Origin of the sequence: Paenibacillus sp. FSL H8-0283 (assembly GCF_045040675.1) — a bacterium.
Lineage (GTDB): Bacteria > Bacillota > Bacilli > Paenibacillales > Paenibacillaceae > Paenibacillus > Paenibacillus amylolyticus.
Map to the genome: position 1 here is coordinate 3,037,697 of NZ_CP150295.1, position 17,146 is coordinate 3,054,842.

Annotated in this window: 11 protein-coding genes; 9 read left to right on the forward strand and 2 right to left on the reverse strand. The window is 45.0% G+C overall.

Annotation, left to right across the window (positions count from 1 at the left end):
• Positions 1–5: 5 nt before the first annotated feature.
• From rhaA to MHI52_RS13800, 5 genes are all read left to right on the forward strand, one after another.
• Complete coding sequence (gene rhaA, locus MHI52_RS13780) at positions 6–1,277, forward strand: L-rhamnose isomerase (protein ID WP_405159212.1); 1,272 nt, start codon at positions 6–8, stop codon at positions 1,275–1,277.
• Between the two features lie 157 nt (positions 1,278–1,434).
• Positions 1,435–3,108: a ribonuclease J gene (locus tag MHI52_RS13785; RefSeq protein WP_405159213.1), complete on the forward strand. Its 1,674-nt coding sequence runs from the start codon at positions 1,435–1,437 to the stop codon at positions 3,106–3,108.
• A gap of 244 nt (positions 3,109–3,352) precedes the next feature.
• Positions 3,353–4,336, forward strand: a complete 984-nt coding sequence (locus MHI52_RS13790; RefSeq protein ID WP_339286661.1) for a LacI family DNA-binding transcriptional regulator — start codon at positions 3,353–3,355, stop codon at positions 4,334–4,336.
• 147 nt (positions 4,337–4,483) lie between these two features.
• Positions 4,484–5,959: a glycoside hydrolase family 32 protein gene (locus MHI52_RS13795; RefSeq protein WP_405159214.1), complete on the forward strand. Its 1,476-nt coding sequence runs from the start codon at positions 4,484–4,486 to the stop codon at positions 5,957–5,959.
• 26 nt (positions 5,960–5,985) lie between these two features.
• Positions 5,986–7,968 carry a sucrose-specific PTS transporter subunit IIBC gene (locus MHI52_RS13800; RefSeq protein WP_405159215.1) on the forward strand — a complete coding sequence of 661 codons (1,983 nt, stop codon included), beginning with the start codon at positions 5,986–5,988 and terminating at the stop codon, positions 7,966–7,968.
• A 185-nt stretch (positions 7,969–8,153) separates the two neighbouring features.
• Here MHI52_RS13800 and MHI52_RS13805 read toward each other — a convergent pair whose 3' ends face one another.
• Positions 8,154–9,053: a manganese catalase family protein gene (locus MHI52_RS13805; RefSeq protein ID WP_339187735.1), complete on the reverse strand. Its 900-nt coding sequence runs from the start codon at positions 9,051–9,053 to the stop codon at positions 8,154–8,156.
• A gap of 131 nt (positions 9,054–9,184) precedes the next feature.
• A complete protein-coding gene (locus MHI52_RS13810) occupies positions 9,185–10,912 on the reverse strand; it encodes a cellulase family glycosylhydrolase (RefSeq protein ID WP_405159216.1) in 1,728 nt (575 codons plus the stop codon).
• Between the two features lie 322 nt (positions 10,913–11,234).
• On the opposite strand from MHI52_RS13810, the gene MHI52_RS13815 reads away from it, so the two are divergent.
• From MHI52_RS13815 to MHI52_RS13830, 4 genes are all read left to right on the forward strand, one after another.
• Complete coding sequence (locus MHI52_RS13815; RefSeq protein WP_405159217.1) at positions 11,235–12,065, forward strand: amidohydrolase family protein; 831 nt, start codon at positions 11,235–11,237, stop codon at positions 12,063–12,065.
• Positions 12,066–12,305: 240 nt separating this feature from the next.
• Positions 12,306–13,748 carry a 6-phospho-beta-glucosidase gene (locus MHI52_RS13820; protein WP_036670717.1) on the forward strand — a complete coding sequence of 481 codons (1,443 nt, stop codon included), beginning with the start codon at positions 12,306–12,308 and terminating at the stop codon, positions 13,746–13,748.
• A 424-nt stretch (positions 13,749–14,172) separates the two neighbouring features.
• A complete protein-coding gene (gene licT / locus MHI52_RS13825) occupies positions 14,173–15,003 on the forward strand; it encodes a BglG family transcription antiterminator LicT (RefSeq protein WP_076249483.1) in 831 nt (276 codons plus the stop codon).
• Positions 15,004–15,214: 211 nt separating this feature from the next.
• Positions 15,215–17,104, forward strand: a complete 1,890-nt coding sequence (locus MHI52_RS13830; protein ID WP_405159218.1) for a beta-glucoside-specific PTS transporter subunit IIABC — start codon at positions 15,215–15,217, stop codon at positions 17,102–17,104.
• The last annotated feature ends 42 nt before the right edge of the window (positions 17,105–17,146 follow it).

The following is a 17,146-nucleotide window of genomic DNA, read 5'->3' on the forward strand; positions in this document are numbered from 1 at the left end:
TGCGGATGGATAACCAAGTCAAGCAAGCGTATGAAGCAGCCAAGGCATTGTATGCCCAGCACGGAATTGATACGGACGAGGTACTGAACAAACTCGCGGAGATCAAAGTTTCCGTACACTGCTGGCAAGGCGACGATGTCAAAGGATTTCTGAATAAAGATGGGGAGTTAACAGGTGGTATTTCCGTTACAGGTCAATATCCGGGGGCTGCGACCACACCTGTAGAGCTTCGTAACGATCTGGAGCAAGCTTTTGCTCTGATTCCCGGCAAACATAAGGTCAATCTACACGCGATCTACACGGATACAGACGAGCAGGTTGAACTGGATCAGATTGAGCCAAAGCATTATGAGAACTGGGTAAAATGGGCTAAAGAACAAGGACTCGGTCTGGACTTCAACCCAACATGTTTTTCCCATGAAAAATCAAGTGACGGGTTCACGCTCAGTCATCCAGACCCTGAAATTCGCAAGTTCTGGATTGAGCACTGCAAGGCGTCCCGCCGGATTGGTGCTTATTTCGGGGAACAGCTTGGTCAGACTTGTGTAACCAATGTATGGGTACCGGACGGATTCAAGGATAATCCGGTTGATCGGTTGACACCACGCAAACGTCTCAAAGAATCGCTGGATGAAGTATTCGGCGAACCACTTAACCCGGAGCACAACCTGGACGCGGTAGAGAGTAAGCTGTTTGGTCTCGGTTCGGAAGCATATGTGGTGGGTTCTCATGAATTCTATATGGGTTACGGTTTGCAAAATGATACGTTAATCTGCCTAGATGCGGGTCATTTCCATCCAACAGAGGTTATTTCTAATAAACTGTCGTCCTTGTCTTTGTTTACAAGTGGAATTCTGCTTCACGTAAGCCGCCCGATGCGTTGGGATAGTGACCATGTGGTAATTATGGACGATGAGTTGCTGGAAATTGCTCGTGAACTGGTTCGACATGATCTGCTTGCGACCACACATATTGGATTGGATTTCTTTGATGCAAGCATTAACCGTGTAGCTGCATGGGTTGTGGGGACTCGCAACACGATCAAAGCCCTTCTCCGAGCGATGCTCGAACCAGTGGATGCCTTGAAACAAGCCGAATTGGAAGGGGATTACACGTTGCGTCTTGCCTTAACGGAAGAGTTCAAATCCTATCCGTTTGGCGCGATCTGGGACTACTATTGTGCTCAGCAAGGCGTTCCAGTTCGTGAGAAGTGGATCACCGATATCAAATCCTATGAACAAGACGTATTACTACAGCGTGATAAATCATTGGTGTAACTGTATTTACGTTTCGTATAAACCACTATGGAATGAAAATTCCATGGTGGTTTTTTGGCATAATCACGCTGAAATGCATAACTGAGGCGATTGCTTCCATACTAGGAATATAGATCCGTATCGTATACGATTGCCACGCAGAGGAGGAATAATAGAGTTGAATCTAGCCTACAACAAACTGTATATCGCTGCACTTGGCGGCGTGAATGAAATAGGAAAGAATATGTATTTCATCCAGTACCATCAGGACATCATCGTGATTGACTGTGGTTCGAAGTTTCCTGATGAGACATTGCCTGGTATTGATCTGATCATTCCGGATGTAACGTATCTGCTGGAGAATCTGGATAAAGTAAGGGGTCTTGTAGTTACCCATGGACATGAAGATCACATCGGTGGCATTCCCTATTTGTTAAAACAAATGAACATCCCGGTGTATGCATCCAGGCTCACGCGTGGGCTGATCGAACTTAAACTGAAAGAGCATGGGCTGCTGCGCAAGGCGGACCTGCATACGATCGATGCGCATTCCAGCATTACGCTGGGAGGGATCGAGGTTTCCTTTTTTGCAACCAGTCATAGTATACCGGATTGTCTTGGTATCTTTTTTCAGACCCCAGCAGGCAATGTTGTGCATACCGGAGATTTCAAATTTGATATGTCGCCTGTACATGGACCTTTCCCAGATTTGCACCGTATGGCCGAGATTGGCAAACAGGGTGTCCATATTTTGCTCTCCGAGAGTACCAATGCAGAAAGACCCGGATTTACACCTTCTGAGCGTGTTGTGGGAGACCACATTCTGGATGCCTTTATCCGTGCAAAACAAAAAGTATTTATCTCCACCTTTGCGTCGAATGTCAGCAGGGTACAGCAGATTGTGAATGCAGCATTCGAGACGGGTCGCAAACTGGCACTGTTGGGCAGAAGTATGGTGAATGTGGTATCGGTGGCCAGTGAATTGGGGTATTTGCAAGTTCCTGACGGATTGTTGATTGAAGCTATCGATTCGGATCAGTTTCCACCAGAACAAGTTGTTGTATTATGCACCGGTAGCCAGGGAGAAGCGATGGCAGCATTGTCACGTTTGGCATCCGGTAAACATCCTCACGTAAGAATTAACGCCGGGGACACGGTCATTATTGCTGCCGGAGCCATTCCGGGCAATGAACGAAATCTTGCACATGTAATTGATAACCTGTATGTTCTCGGAGCACGTGTGATATATGGTTCAAGTGGTGCTGCTGGGATGCATGTATCCGGACACGGCAGTCAGGAAGAACTCAAATTGATGTTAACCCTGATGAAACCGGATTATCTGATTCCGATCCACGGTGAGTTTCGCATGTTGTATCAACACAGACTGCTTGCTGAATCCGTAGGTATAGAGCGTGATCATGTGTTCATCGTGAATAATGGGGATATGGTCCAGTACAAAGACGGCATTGCTTCGCTGGGTCCCAAAATTGCATCAGGAAATAGTCTCGTAGACGGTCTGATCATGGGTGATGTCGGCAATATTGTACTGCGTGACCGCAGGCAACTATCCTCCGATGGCATGCTCGTGATAGTGACTACACTGAGCAAAACGGAGAAACAAATGGTCACGTCACCCGAGATTATCTCCAGAGGGTTTGTGTTCGTTAAGGATTCGGAAGAATTCATGCATGAGATTCATGAGCTGGTTCTAAACCGGATGGGTGAGTTGACCGGGGCTGGGGTGAATCAGTGGAATGTGATCAAAAGAAAGCTGAAAGACGAGATCGGTCACTATATTTACGCTCAAACAAAGAGAAGACCAATGATCTTGCCGATCATTATTGAGGTCTGAGTCAGCAGGGATAGGGATGATCCTTGCCCTACTGGTCTGTGCAAACATGTATATGGAAGCTTAACAGCCTGATGAATGTCGGATCATACTTCTGTATGAACGTCACATTGATATCGGGCTTTTGCTATTACATCAGGAATGTACCATAGACGTGCGATAAATGGAGTTGAATCAAATTCGCCATAGGTTTGCGATTCGAAGTATAATAAAAGGTAAACTAGTTAAAGAAACAAGAGGAGTCTTTATGAATAAAACGATTTCTGATATCGCTCAGATGGCAGGTGTGGCAAAAAGCACGGTCTCTCGCTTCCTGAATGGCGGATCGGTTAGTGAGGATACACGCCAGAAGATTGAGCGTATTATCAAACAATACAACTATGTTCCCAATACATTTGCACAGAGTCTGAAGGCTAAGAAGACCAGTATCATCGGTACGGTTGTGCCACGTCTTGATTCTTTTGCAACATCCCAGACATTGATTGGAATTGATGAAGAACTGCGGAGTAATCAGTATCAGATGCTGATCGCAAATACAAGTCAGGACATGCAGCGCGAGATTGATGCCATCTATGATTTTGCACGACAGAAGGTTTCGGGTATTATTCTGCTGGCTGCTGAAGTGACTGAAGCACATCTGAAGGCCGTTGAGGATATACGGATTCCGGTGTTATTGGTGGGACAGCAGCATGAGCAACTGCACAGTCTGGTTCACAATGATGATCAGGCAGGTTATGAGATGGGCAGATATGTCGTCGAACAGGGTCACCGCAAGATCGTGTATATGGGGGTTAGCGAGAGGGATCGGGCGGTAGGAATCTATCGTAAACAAGGGTTCCAGCGAGCAATCGCCGAGTGTGGTGGATGTGAAGTGAAGTATTATGAGACAAGCTTCAAGATGTCGGAAGCCATCGTTACTGCTGAAGCCATTCTGAAAGAAATCACACCAACGATCATCGTAGGGGCCACGGATAATATCGCACTGGGTGTGATGAAGATTGCGTTCTCCAATAAAATCCGCATACCGCAGGATTTGTCTGTTACCGGATTTGGCGGATATGATATTACGGAGATGATTCACCCCACGCTGACGACTGTGAAATATCATTATTTACAGGCAGGGAAAGTAGCGGCGAATCACATTATTCGACTGGTCAAAGGCGAGTCGGTGGAGGAACGAACAACACTGGACGTAGAACTAATTCCTCGAGAAAGCGTTGACAAATTATAAAAACATCCTTTATGATAATTCCATCGAACCGGTTCCATTGTGAATATCCAATACGGATATGCGAATACGGGCAGGCATTAGTGCCATATGGAATTATTTTTTTGCGCCTAATGGAACCGGTTCCTATATTTTGAATGGAGAACAGCTATGAAAATGACTAGAGAGCAACGCTACAGACGAATTGAGCAAGCAGAGCCTGGAGAGATTGCGAAGCTTGAAGCACAGATATCCGTATGTCCTTGGAGACAAAGTTATCACATTCAGCCGATAACAGGTCTACTTAATGATCCTAACGGCTTTGCATATTATCAAGGCTATTATCATCTGTTCTATCAGTGGTTTCCACTTGGGACAGAACATGGCATGAAATACTGGTATCATACCCGCTCGAAGAATCTGGTGAACTGGGAAAATGTCGGGATTGGAATCGAACCGGGTGGCAGGTATGACTCACACGGAGCTTATTCCGGTAGCGCAATTGAAAAAGACGGCAAGCTGCACTTGCTGTACACGGGCAATACCAGAGATGAGGATTGGGTCAGACATCCGTATCAATGCTTGGCAGTTATGGATGAAAGCGGTTCAGTAACCAAACTGAATGATCCCGTGATCTCGTCTGTGCCAGCCGGATACACGGAACACTTCAGAGATCCCAAGGTGTGGAAACAAGGAGACACGTATTATTGTGTAATTGGTGCGCAGAGATCAGACGAGACGGGATGTACAGTGCTGTATCGCTCCATTGATGTGAACAACTGGGAGTTCCTTGGTGAAATTCGTACGCAATTAACCTCCTTTGGTTACATGTGGGAGTGCCCGGATTATATGGAGATGGACGGGAAAGGTGTACTTGTCTTTTCCCCGCAAGGCTTAGATGCAGCGGGAGATCATTATCAGAATATTTTTCAATCCGGTTATCTGATCGGTGAGCCGCTCAATCTTCAGACGAGAGAGTTCAATCATGATGAATTTCAGGAGTTGGATCGTGGATTCGACTTCTATGCGCCGCAGACGATGCAGGGCCCGGACGGAAGACGTATTCTGGTTGGATGGATGGGACTTCCCGATCTGGAATATCCAACAGACGATAGTGGCTGGGCTCATTGCCTGACCGTTCCTCGGCAATTGTCATTCCGTGACGGCAAGTTAATTCAACAACCGGTTGAAGAGATGGTCCAATTACGTCAGCAGGATAAAGGTACACATGTTCGCGCAACAATTGATAATGAGAGTCGATCTTTCACTGGTTTTAATGGGATTGCCTATGAACTGATATGTGAGATAGGCCATATAGAAGCAGAGGTTGTAGGCATCGAATTCCGGGCAAATGGAACTGAAAAAACGGTTCTTCTGTATGATCGGATTCAGCAGAAAGTTGTTTTGGATCGGACGATGTCTGGTACTGAGCTGGCAGAGCAGAATGGCGTTGTACGGCAGTGCACACTTACTGCGGAAGTGATTAAGTTCCATCTGTTCGTAGATTCGTCCTCGGTCGAGATCTTTGTGAACGATGGGGAAGAGGTCTTTACCAGCCGCATTTTCCCAAGCCGGGACAGCGTGGACATTCGTTTCTTTGCACGCGGAGGCAAAGCTGATTTTGAAGCAACTCAATGGAATTATTAAGTATTACGTGAGAGGAATGAGATAACATGTCGGAGAATCAACGGATTGCCCAAGAAGTCATTCATGCCATCGGGGGCAAAGAGAATATCGCATCATTTGCACATTGTGCAACACGTCTTCGCATCATGGTGAAAGATAAAGAAAAGATTGATCAGAAAACGGTCGAGAATATCGAGAAGGTGAAAGGCGCCTTTTTCAACTCAGGTCAATATCAGATTATCTTTGGTACGGGAACAGTGAATCGAATCTTTGAAGAGGTTGAGAAGCTGGGCATCGAAGGAACGTCCAAGGAAGAGGTGAAGAGTCAGGGGAAAAAAGAAGGAAATGCTTTTCAACGGGCTATCCGCACGTTTGGTGACGTATTTGTACCCATCATTCCCGTACTGGTAGCTACAGGACTGTTCATGGGATTGCGCGGATTACTTACCCAGAATGAAATTCTGGCGTTATTCGGTGCAACACCGGATGATATCTCGGCCAATTTCCTGTTGTTCACTCAAATCCTGACGGATACGGCATTTGCATTTCTACCTGCACTTGTAGCGTGGTCCGCATTCCGCGTATTTGGCGGAAGTCCAGTACTTGGTATCGTACTGGGGCTAATGCTGGTCAATCCTGCATTACCCAATGCTTACGCGGTGGCAGATGGATCAGCACAGCCGCTACATATGTTCGGTTTTATACCTGTCGTGGGTTATCAAGGTTCGGTTCTGCCCGCGTTCTTTGTAGGTTTGATTGGAGCCAAGTTTGAGAAGGTACTAAGAAGACGGGTGCCTGAGGCATTGGACTTAATTCTGACTCCTTTTATTACGTTGACAGTCATGATTACGCTTGGACTATTCGCGATTGGTCCCGTGTTCCATTCCCTGGAAGAGTGGGTGCTGCATGGAACAACTGCCGTATTGGATCTTCCGTTTGGCATCGCAGGTATTATCATTGGATTCTTCCATCAGATTATTGTTGTTACCGGTGTACATCACATCTTTAATTTCCTGGAGATTCAGCTACTGGAGAAAACGGGATTCAATCCGTTCAACGCCATCATTACCTGTGCCATGGCAGCACAAGGAGCGGCTTGTCTCGCAGTCGGTCTGAAGACCAAAAATATGAAACTCAAAGCACTCGCATTACCTTCTTCCTTGTCCGCATTTCTGGGCATTACGGAGCCAGCGATCTTCGGAGTTAACTTGCGTTATATGAAACCATTTATTATGGGACTTGTTGGTGGTGGTGTAGGTGGTTTCATCGCTTCCTTGTTCCATCTGCAGGGTACAGGCATGGCTGTAACGGTTATTCCCGGTACACTGCTCTATCTGAACAGCCAACTGCCGTTGTATATCTTGTCCAACGTGGTTGCCATGGCGATTGCATTTGCACTTACCTGGTTCTTCGGATATAAGGATCAACCGGTCGCAGAAGAATCGGTGAGCCATGAGAACAGTGGAGTAACATCAACTGAAGTTAAAGCAGAGGAATCTAATCCGCGTATTAATTCAGTTACCGAAGCCGTTACAAGCAATCGTCCTAAGGTAGATTTTCTCGAAATCGCTTCGCCAATGAACGGTACCGTCGTTTCTCTGGAGCAGGTTCCTGACCCGGCGTTCTCGGAAAAACACATGGGTGAGGGCGTTGGCATCGAGCCATCAGAAGGCAAAGTATATGCACCGTTTGATGGTGTCATCGCACATGTCATGAACAAGAGTAAACATGCGGTGATTCTGGAGCATGAGACAGGTGTACAGATGTTGGTTCATATCGGAATTAATACGGTTGGACTGAAAGGAAACGGTTTTACCGCACATGTGAATAGCGGAGATCGTGTAACTGCAGGTCAATTGTTGATCGAATTTGACATGGATGTCATTCAGGCTGCGGGTCTACCTTTGATTACACCTGTGTTGATCCCAAGTGGAAACGAAGCGATAGCAACTGTTACAGCAGCCTCAACCGGTCGTGTGCAAGCCAATGGGGAAACGGTGCTGGTAGTGAAATTTACTGAGCCACAATAGAGGCGTGTAAAGTGGGAAGCGGGGAGAGATGTATCTCCCCCGTTTCCCTTTTTTGTGTGCGCCATAAGAAATCAAAGAAACAGATCATCAATAATCTAATTAAACAAAGAGTTCCAGCACACAAGGTAGCACCAGTTTACGGTTATCCAATCGACGCCCATGAAAAACAAACGTTGATCGTGATCCTACAGACCAGCGTGACGTTTCAGTCGCTCGGCAATCTGCATTAGATCTTCCGCGGATATCCCTGGCGCAAATTCTTCCGGCAGATCAGGTAGCTCAGGCACTGGCCCTCCATACCCCGGCAAGCCTGCAAAAGCCTCCAGTTTACCACCATCGGTTGGGTGTGTCCCTTTCCAGATCTGGGCAATGCCCTGATAATCCTTGTCGCTGAACGTGTACAACCTGCGGTGCTCACCCTTCGCTTCCCACTTACGTGTCGTTTCAAAAGCTTTATTATCCAGTCGCGGAATAGGGAACATCTTTGTTACATCAACGCCCGTTGCAATTTCCAGTGCCTTGGCATACGCCAGAACGTGCACACCGCCGCGAACAAGCAGATAACCTGTCATTTCTCGGGCTGTTTTGTTGTCCGTCATTTCGTAGACTCTCATTTTGTGAGTCCTGGCTCCGCATTCAAGAAAGAAATTATGCAGCAGATCAAAGATCAGATTGCCACTGCTCACAACATATGAACCATTCCAGGGTCTTCCCATGGAGTCATACGGGAGCGCTGTCTGGGCCGATTCGATAAAGTGTGAAGTCATCCGTGCGTCTTTACCAACACGCAGTGGTGTGGAGTCTGGGTCACCTGGTGATGTTGAACCTTCAAGCATGAGGTTAATCGTATTGGCGACAAGTTCGACATGGCCGAATTCCTCCGCAGTAATACTTGCAACAATGTCATAAAATGGACGCAGCTTGGATCTACCTCTGAAATTAAATGACTGAAACATATAGTTATTTAATGTTGACATTTCCCCGAACTTTCCACCAAGCAACTCCTGAACTGCACTAGCTCCATTAGGGTCCGGATTATTGGATATGGGTAGTTCGATGGCAAGACGGTCTACACGTTTAAACATGACATTTCCCCCTCAATCCTAGTTAGTGTAAAGGTATGAAGGGCCACTTGTACGTTATTCAATCAATTGTGAAACAAAAACAAAACGTTCTGCCAGAGCTTAAAGCTCTGTACAGAACGTTAGATGAGTTCTTATTTGGAAGTTACACCAACAACGCTGGTTCCATTTTTCGTGATTTTGTACGTCAGCACATCTCCGTTCCAGAAATGGAACTTAAGCGTAACTTCGCCATCATTGGTTTCATTGAAGAAGTTAGGTTTCAGCTCAATCACATTACGTTCGTAATCTGGGCTAAATGTGTAGGAGAATTCTTTGAACGAAGTCCAGTTCTGTGGACCGGCGTTTTCTCCGTTTGCATATGTTGCTTCCATCGTTGCCAGTTGGTTCCCGTTAAACGTAGTCGGAATGGCAAATGCACTGGTTGTACCAGTTGCATCGTTCAACTTAGGTGTGTCATATTTAATGATATTGAAGTTCCAGTCAGCACCTTCATTGAATCCAGCCGTGAGTGTGGCATTTACGCCCAAATCACCAGAGGTTGTCAATTTGGTTAACAGATTGGATTTTAACGTAAGCACATCTTTTTTGATCGTATAGTCTTTACCTCTTACAAGAGGGGTAGTGCCATTTTTCAACGAATTGAATTTGTTCCCATTCAGATTGAGTTTTACCTTCTTATCTTGAATGGCTTCATTTTGTTTAAGATATACGAGATCCGTTTCGGCTGTGGATGAGCGACCTGTCCAGCTGGCTTTCATGGTATCAAACAATTCCTGATCAGACCAAGTAAAACTTGTGCGACCGAAGTGTTGTCCGTTATCCCACAACATCGTTGTCATCTGTTTTTGACGCAGATATTGTCCAACAAATTCGAAGAATTTCAGTTTTTCGCCTTGCTCAATGACACCTGTGTGTTGATCAAAACCAAGCAAGCCATACTCACCAACGATAACCGGAATGCCTTTCGCTGTAAAAGCATTGTATACCCGATCAAAAGTGTCGGTAACGTCCTTCTGTACTTCCTCGTTATACTTGGTGTAACCTGCGATGTTCACACTGAATGGCCAGAACCCGTAGTAGTGAACGGTTGCAATAATATTGCTGTCATTCAATTTTTGAATGGTCTTATTCAGTTCATCCAGATCAGGTTGAGCGGAAGAGGTATGCATCGTTGGAAGTACAAGAGGACGTGTCTCGTTGTTTCCACCCGAAGTTCTTACGATCTTGTGAAAAGAAGTATTCAATTCGTCCAGCATGCGATATCCAATCGCTGCATCTGTTGTGCCGCCTTCGGAGAAACGTGGTTCGTTAACACTTTCGAACATGAGTTTATCGGATGCATCTTTGAATTTGTCCGCAATCTGAGTCCAAGCAGCGTTATAACGTGCAAGCACGTTGTCATGGTCTTTCTCCATGTAACTGATCCAGCGCCAGGAATCATGGTGAAGATTGATCATGACGTAGAGATCCGCATCAAGGGCCCAGTTTACTACTTCTTGAACCCGATTCATGTAAGCGGAATCAATTGTGTAGTCGGGTGCGTCACCGATATGGGCTTCCCAGGTTACAGGAATACGGATACTGTTGTAGCCCTCATCTGCGATCGACTGAATTAGTTCCTTCGTAATGCGTGGGTTGCCCCAGGCAGTTTCATCTTCACCAACGGCGTCCAGAGAGTTACCCAGATTCCAGCCAGGCTCCATGGCGTTTACATAGGTCTGCATTTTGCTTGGAGCGGGTGATGCATTGGCCTGTTCGCTGTTGTCAGTTGCAGCTGAAGCCATAGCCGAGGAGAATAGAGATAGAATCATGGCAGTCACAAGCGTAAGAGAAAGGACTGATTTGCGGTTTTTTTTCATTAATATAGTCTCCTTCGAATAGAGAATGGTTAAACGTGAATAGCGGTTAAGCAGGGTGGAAATAGAGCTCAACGCAAACAAAAATTCACTTCTTTAATACTAGAATCACCACCGATTTATGTACTGAAAGCGTTTTCGTAATTTACTATATCATGATTTAATATTGGACAATACCTGCACAATTGGAATAAAAACCATGTGAAAATCAGTGATTTTGTCATATGAATAGATTGTGTAGTAAGCGTTTATTTCATTGGAAATGAAAATCATATGGTTGCTTTTGAATGATAATTAGATTTAAATACCCTGGGAGGGATCTAATATGAAGCTGGATGCACATCAACATTTCTGGGAATACAATGTCGCCGAGTACGGATGGATTGGCGAAGAGATGAAAACCATTCGTCAATCTTTTCTTCCGGAAAATCTTGAACCTTTATTGGTCCAATCAGGACTGGATGGATGTATTGCGGTACAAGCCAGACAATCACTGACAGAAACCAAGTGGCTTCTGCAGTTGGCAGATCGGCATGAATGTATCAAAGGTGTTGTCGGATGGGTGGACCTTTGTTCGGATGAAGTTCGGAATCAGCTTGAATTGTTCACGTCCAATCCATATCTGAAGGGCGTACGTCATGTCATACAGGATGAACCTGATCTGAAGTATGTATTGAGAGAAGACTTTCAGCGCGGAATTTCATTGCTTAAAGAGTATAATTTGGCCTATGATCTGTTGGTATCCAAGGAGCAACTGCCTTATGCTGTGGAACTGGTTAAGGCGTTTCCTGAACAGCGATTTGTACTTGATCATCTAGCCAAACCCGACATAAAATCAGGTATAATCTCACCGTGGAAAGAAGCACTTGAGTCATTGGCCGCACAACCTAATGCGTACTGTAAACTTTCAGGAATGGTGACGGAAGCAGACTGGGCAAATTGGACTCCAAAGGATTTTACAGCCTATCTGAATATCGCCATTGAAGCCTTTGGTGCGGAACGGTTAATGTTCGGGTCCGACTGGCCTGTGAGCAACGTTTCAGCTACGTATTCTGAAGTATACGGTCTCATTAATTCTCACATTAATGCCTTACCTATACTAGATCAACAGATGATTCTTGGCGGCACATGTGCTGCGTTCTATCAAATATCGTAGTGGGCAATCCGAAGCTAAACCGGTTTCAAGAAGTTGACAACTGTTCTGATTCTTGCTAAAGTTTTATCCAATCCGCATAATCATGATCTGGGAATGTTACCGATATGGGCATAACCTGAGCTGGCTTGTTTACACGTAATCGTGTACCCAGGCTGGTTCGGGTTTTTTCTATTTTGTCTTTTTAATATTTTTCAGGATTTGAGCGGGTAGCTGAATTACATATTTGGAAGGAGAATGATGATGACGAATTTTAAATTTCCCAAAGACTTTCTGTGGGGTGGAGCCATTGCTGCCAATCAGGCGGAGGGCGCGTATCTGGAAGATGGCAAAGGGCTGAGTATCGTTGACTTGCTGCCAACAGGAGAGAACCGCAGAAGTATTATGAAAGGCAATGTTCCAGCTTTTACGCCGCTTGCTACCGAGTTCTATCCTTCACATGAAGCGATCGATTTTTATCACCGTTACCCTGAAGACATTGCTCTATTTGCAGAAATGGGATTCAAAGCACTGCGTGTCTCCATTGCCTGGGCACGGATTTTCCCGACAGGAGAAGATGCACAGCCAAATGAAGCCGGATTACAATTTTACGATAACCTGTTTGATGAATTGTTGAAAAACGGCATTGAACCTGTAGTTACATTAGCTCACTTTGATGTGCCTGTGCATCTGATCGAGAAGTATGGCAGCTGGAGAAGTCGTGAACTGGTAACTCTTTTCGAGACTTACGCTACAACGGTATTCACTCGGTACAAAGACAAGGTGAAATACTGGATGACATTTAATGAGATCAACATGCTGTTACATCTTCCGTTCCTTGGGGCGGGGCTGGCGTTTAATGAAGGGGATAACATCAAGGAAATTCAATATCAGGCTGCTCACCACCAACTGGTTGCAAGTGCACTGGCAGTCAAGGCATGTCATGAGATTATTCCTGGTGCCATGATTGGGTGTATGCTCGCCGCAGGAAGCTTCTATCCGTATACTTGTAATCCGGAGGATGTGTTCCAGGGCATGGAAAAAGATAGAGAGTCCTATTTCTTCATCGATGTGCAGTCACGTGGTGAATATCCGGGTTATGCCAAACGTTTCTTCAAAGATCACGAGTTGAACATTGTTATGCAGCCGGGTGATGCGGAAATCTTGAAGAATCATACCGTAGATTATATCGGATTCAGTTATTATTCAAGTCGTACAACCAGTACCGATCCGGAAGTTATCAAAAATATGACCAGTGGTAATGTATTTGGCTCGGTAGCCAATCCATATCTGGCGAAGTCCGAGTGGGGCTGGACGATTGATCCCAAAGGATTCCGTATAACCGCCAATCAACTACATGATCGTTATCAGAAGCCGCTGTTTGTTGTTGAGAATGGATTTGGTGCCAATGACGAGGTTACACCGGAAGGTGAAGTGGATGATGCGTACCGGATTGACTACTTGAAACGACATGTAGCTGAAATGGGTGAGGCCATTCAGGATGGAGTGAACATCATCGGTTACACCAGCTGGGGACCTATTGATATTGTAAGTGCCTCCTCAGGTGAGATGAGAAAACGTTATGGCTACATTTACGTGGATCGTAATAATGAAGGTCAAGGTGAGCTGACACGACTGAAGAAGAAGAGTTTTGAGTGGTACAAAAATGTGATCGAATCCAACGGAACAAACCTGGGTGACGCGTAATTTATATTTTTCTGAATTAAAATGGTCTTTTACGGCAATAAAACATCGGAAGTTTCATCTATATAAATTGAACTAAACATTTACACAAAACGGAGAGGACAGAAAAAAGCTGGGGATAACAGCGATCGGAAGGTTGTTCTGTCATCGGAGTAGCTAGTGTAAATATTATCTAGTTCAATTTATATAACCATGGGACTTCCGTTTGTCCCCACATTGAAAGCGTTGACATATAGTCAGGTTCGCGCTATACTTGACGCAATTATATCGTTTCTGGGATTGTTACTACTCGAAGTAGGCAAAACCTAAGCACCAAAAAAAGCAGACCACCATGTCTTGTTTATTTTGTGATGCTTCAGGTTTTTTTTGTATGCCCAAAAGACGATGTATAACTGCCAAGAGAGTGGAACGTGACGGGGGGATTGAAGTGAAAATAGCAAAGGTTATCAACAATAACGTCATTAGCATCTATCAGGCGGATGGAGCAGAGCTTGTGGTGATGGGACGTGGGATTGCCTTTAAGAAAAAGCCGGGGGATAAAGTAGACGAGACCCGCATCCAGAAAGTATTTGCATTGAAAAACAAACAAACTTCCGATAATTTCAAAATGCTGCTGCGGGAAGTTCCGATGGAACTGATTGAAATTGTGGAAGAGATTATCACGTATGCATGTGAGAATCTGGGCCGAAAGCTGAATGAGAACATCTATGTATCTCTTACAGATCATATTAACTTCGCCATCGAACGTTATCGGGAAGGCGTGGAGATCAAGAACGCATTAATGTGGGAGATCAAACAGTTGTACAAGTCCGAATTCGAACTCGGCCTGAGGACGCTGGAACAGATCAACACCCGAATGAATATTGAGCTTCCACCCGATGAAGCCGCTTTTATTGCTCTTCATATTGTTAACGCAGAGATGAACGAAGAAGTTATTACAACGATGAACATTACGAAGTTTATCCAGCAGATTATTAATATAGCGAAATATCATTTCAAAATGGAATTTGATGAGGACTCTCTCAGTTATTTTCGCTTTATCACACATCTGAAGTTCTTCTCCCAGCGTGTGCTCAGTGGTACGCATTACGACAACAACTATGATCATTTCTATGACATGATTAAGGAGAAACATCCAGATGCCGCAGCGTGTACGGAGAAAATTGAGTTGTTTGTCAAAAAGGAATACAACCATGAGTTGACCAATGAAGAAAAATTGTATCTGACGGTTCATATCGAACGAGTGGTTAATCGATAATATTTAAATGTTGACAAAAATGGTTTTATTATAATAATATGTGATTAACAGGAATTGAATACGATTTAACTGGGATTGTTACTGGTTATGCAGGCAAAACCTAAGTCATGAGAAGGTCAGGACCATTGTGTCCCCTTGCTCAAGGCTTAGGTTTTTTGCGTGCAAAAAAATCGGTAAAGGGCCTGTTTGAGAAAAAGTGGGGGTGCAGATCATGAGTCAAGAGAAACTGGCCAAAGAGATTGTAGAACTGGTTGGCGGTGAGAAAAATGTGGAATCGCTGGTTCATTGTGCAACACGATTACGGTTTGTATTGAAGGACGATGCCAAGGCAGACAAAGCCAAACTTGAGAAAACAGAAGGCATCATCGCAGTCAAAGAAAACGGAGGACAGTTCCAGGTGGTTGTTGGTAACAAGGTGCCTGAAGTCTATAGTGCCATTGGACAGATCAGTAACATTCTGGACGATTCGACTGATAAAGAAAAACCTCGCAAAGCAGCCAAAGGGCTCGGGGGTATTATCGATATCATATCCAGCATCTTTGCACCACTTCTGGGTGTTATGGCGGGAGCCGGTATTCTAAAAGGGTTATTGTTGATTGCAAGCAATATTGGATGGCTGGAAACGACAGAAACAACATATACGATCTTGTATGCAGCAGCAGATAGTCTCTTCTATTTCCTGCCTCTGTTGTTAGCGGTTACAACAGCACGTAAATTCCAGGGAAATATGTTTGTCGCGATGACGATTGCAGGAGCACTGATCTATCCGTCCATCGTTGCGTTGAAATCAGAGGGAACACCAACGGATTTCTTCGGTATCCCTGTCATCTTGATGAACTATTCATCTACTGTTATTCCTATTATTTTAGCTGTCATTGTTATGAGCAAGTTGGAGAAATTCTTTAATAAAACACTTCACGATAGTGTGAAAAACTTTGTTACGCCATTATTTTTGCTAGTGATTATGGTACCTCTGACATTGCTTGTATTTGGACCATTTGGCGTATACGTTGGTAATGGAATTGCAGCTGGACTGGTTGCCGCATTTGGATTCAGTCCATTGCTCGCAGGAGCTGTTATGGGTGCAAGCTGGCAGCTGCTCGTTATTTTCGGAATACACTGGGGTCTGATTCCAGTATTTATTAATAACGTTGCAGTGTATGGACAGGATGGTGTTAAACCAGCTGCCACGGCTTCGATCTTTGCCCAAACGGGTGCTGCTTTTGGGGTTATGTTGAAAACCAAGAACAAAAAACTGAAAACATTGGCGGGATCATCCACGTTGACGGCTCTGTTCGGTATTACGGAACCGGCTATCTATGGGGTAACATTACCACTGAAACGCCCATTCATTGCAGGAGTAATCGGTGGTGCAGTTGGTGGAGCTATCATTGGTCAAGCGGGCACATTGGCATTTGCATCTGGCGCACCGGGACTACTGACCTTGCCAATCTTCTACGGACCAGGCGGACAAGGTTTCCCAGGATTGATTCTGGGTATCGTAGTATCGTTTGTTGTTTCGGCTGTACTGACGTACATCATGGGCTTCAAAGATCCGGTTGAAGAAGAAACAAAATCCGAATCTACGACATCCGCTCAGCAATCTGTTCGTGCAACGAATGCTTCGGACGAAAATGTATTTAGCCCAATCGAAGGAACGATTGTTGAATTGTCGGAAGTTCCAGATCCGGCCTTTGCATCGGGAGCAATGGGTAAAGGGATTGCGATTGAGCCAACTGTGGGCAGAGTTGTAGCGCCTTTTGACGGCACAGTTACCGTTGCATTCAAGAAAAAACATGCCTTGGCTGTAGTATCAGACACCGGTGCTGAGATATTGGTTCACGTGGGAGTTGATACCGTTAAATTGGACGGACAGCATTTTGTGTCCCATATCAAGGAAGGCGATCGGGTCCAAGCGGGAGATCTGTTGCTTGAGTTCGATATTGCACAGATTAAGGCTGCTGGTTATCACACGGTAACGCCGATTATCGTAACGAATTCCGCCAACTACGAGGAAGTAATTCCACAGGCTACAGGTCAGGTTCATAGCCAGGAACTTCTATTGAAATTAAGTAGCGGTAATGACCAGGAACAAAAGTAGTTTGATGTACTAATCTGATGGTGTAGTGTTTTCATCGTTCCG

Coding starts and splice junctions, on each gene's coding strand:
- MHI52_RS13790 (WP_339286661.1), top strand. CDS start 3,353: ATGAATAAAACGATTTCTGATATCGCTCAGATGGCAGGTGTGGCAAAA.
- MHI52_RS13795 (WP_405159214.1), top strand. CDS start 4,484: ATGAAAATGACTAGAGAGCAACGCTACAGACGAATTGAGCAAGCAGAG.
- MHI52_RS13800 (WP_405159215.1), top strand. CDS start 5,986: ATGTCGGAGAATCAACGGATTGCCCAAGAAGTCATTCATGCCATCGGG.
- MHI52_RS13815 (WP_405159217.1), top strand. CDS start 11,235: ATGAAGCTGGATGCACATCAACATTTCTGGGAATACAATGTCGCCGAG.
- MHI52_RS13810 (WP_405159216.1), bottom strand. CDS start 10,912: ATGAAAAAAAACCGCAAATCAGTCCTTTCTCTTACGCTTGTGACTGCC.
- MHI52_RS13805 (WP_339187735.1), bottom strand. CDS start 9,053: ATGTTTAAACGTGTAGACCGTCTTGCCATCGAACTACCCATATCCAAT.
- rhaA (WP_405159212.1), top strand. CDS start 6: ATGGATAACCAAGTCAAGCAAGCGTATGAAGCAGCCAAGGCATTGTAT.
- MHI52_RS13820 (WP_036670717.1), top strand. CDS start 12,306: ATGACGAATTTTAAATTTCCCAAAGACTTTCTGTGGGGTGGAGCCATT.
- MHI52_RS13830 (WP_405159218.1), top strand. CDS start 15,215: ATGAGTCAAGAGAAACTGGCCAAAGAGATTGTAGAACTGGTTGGCGGT.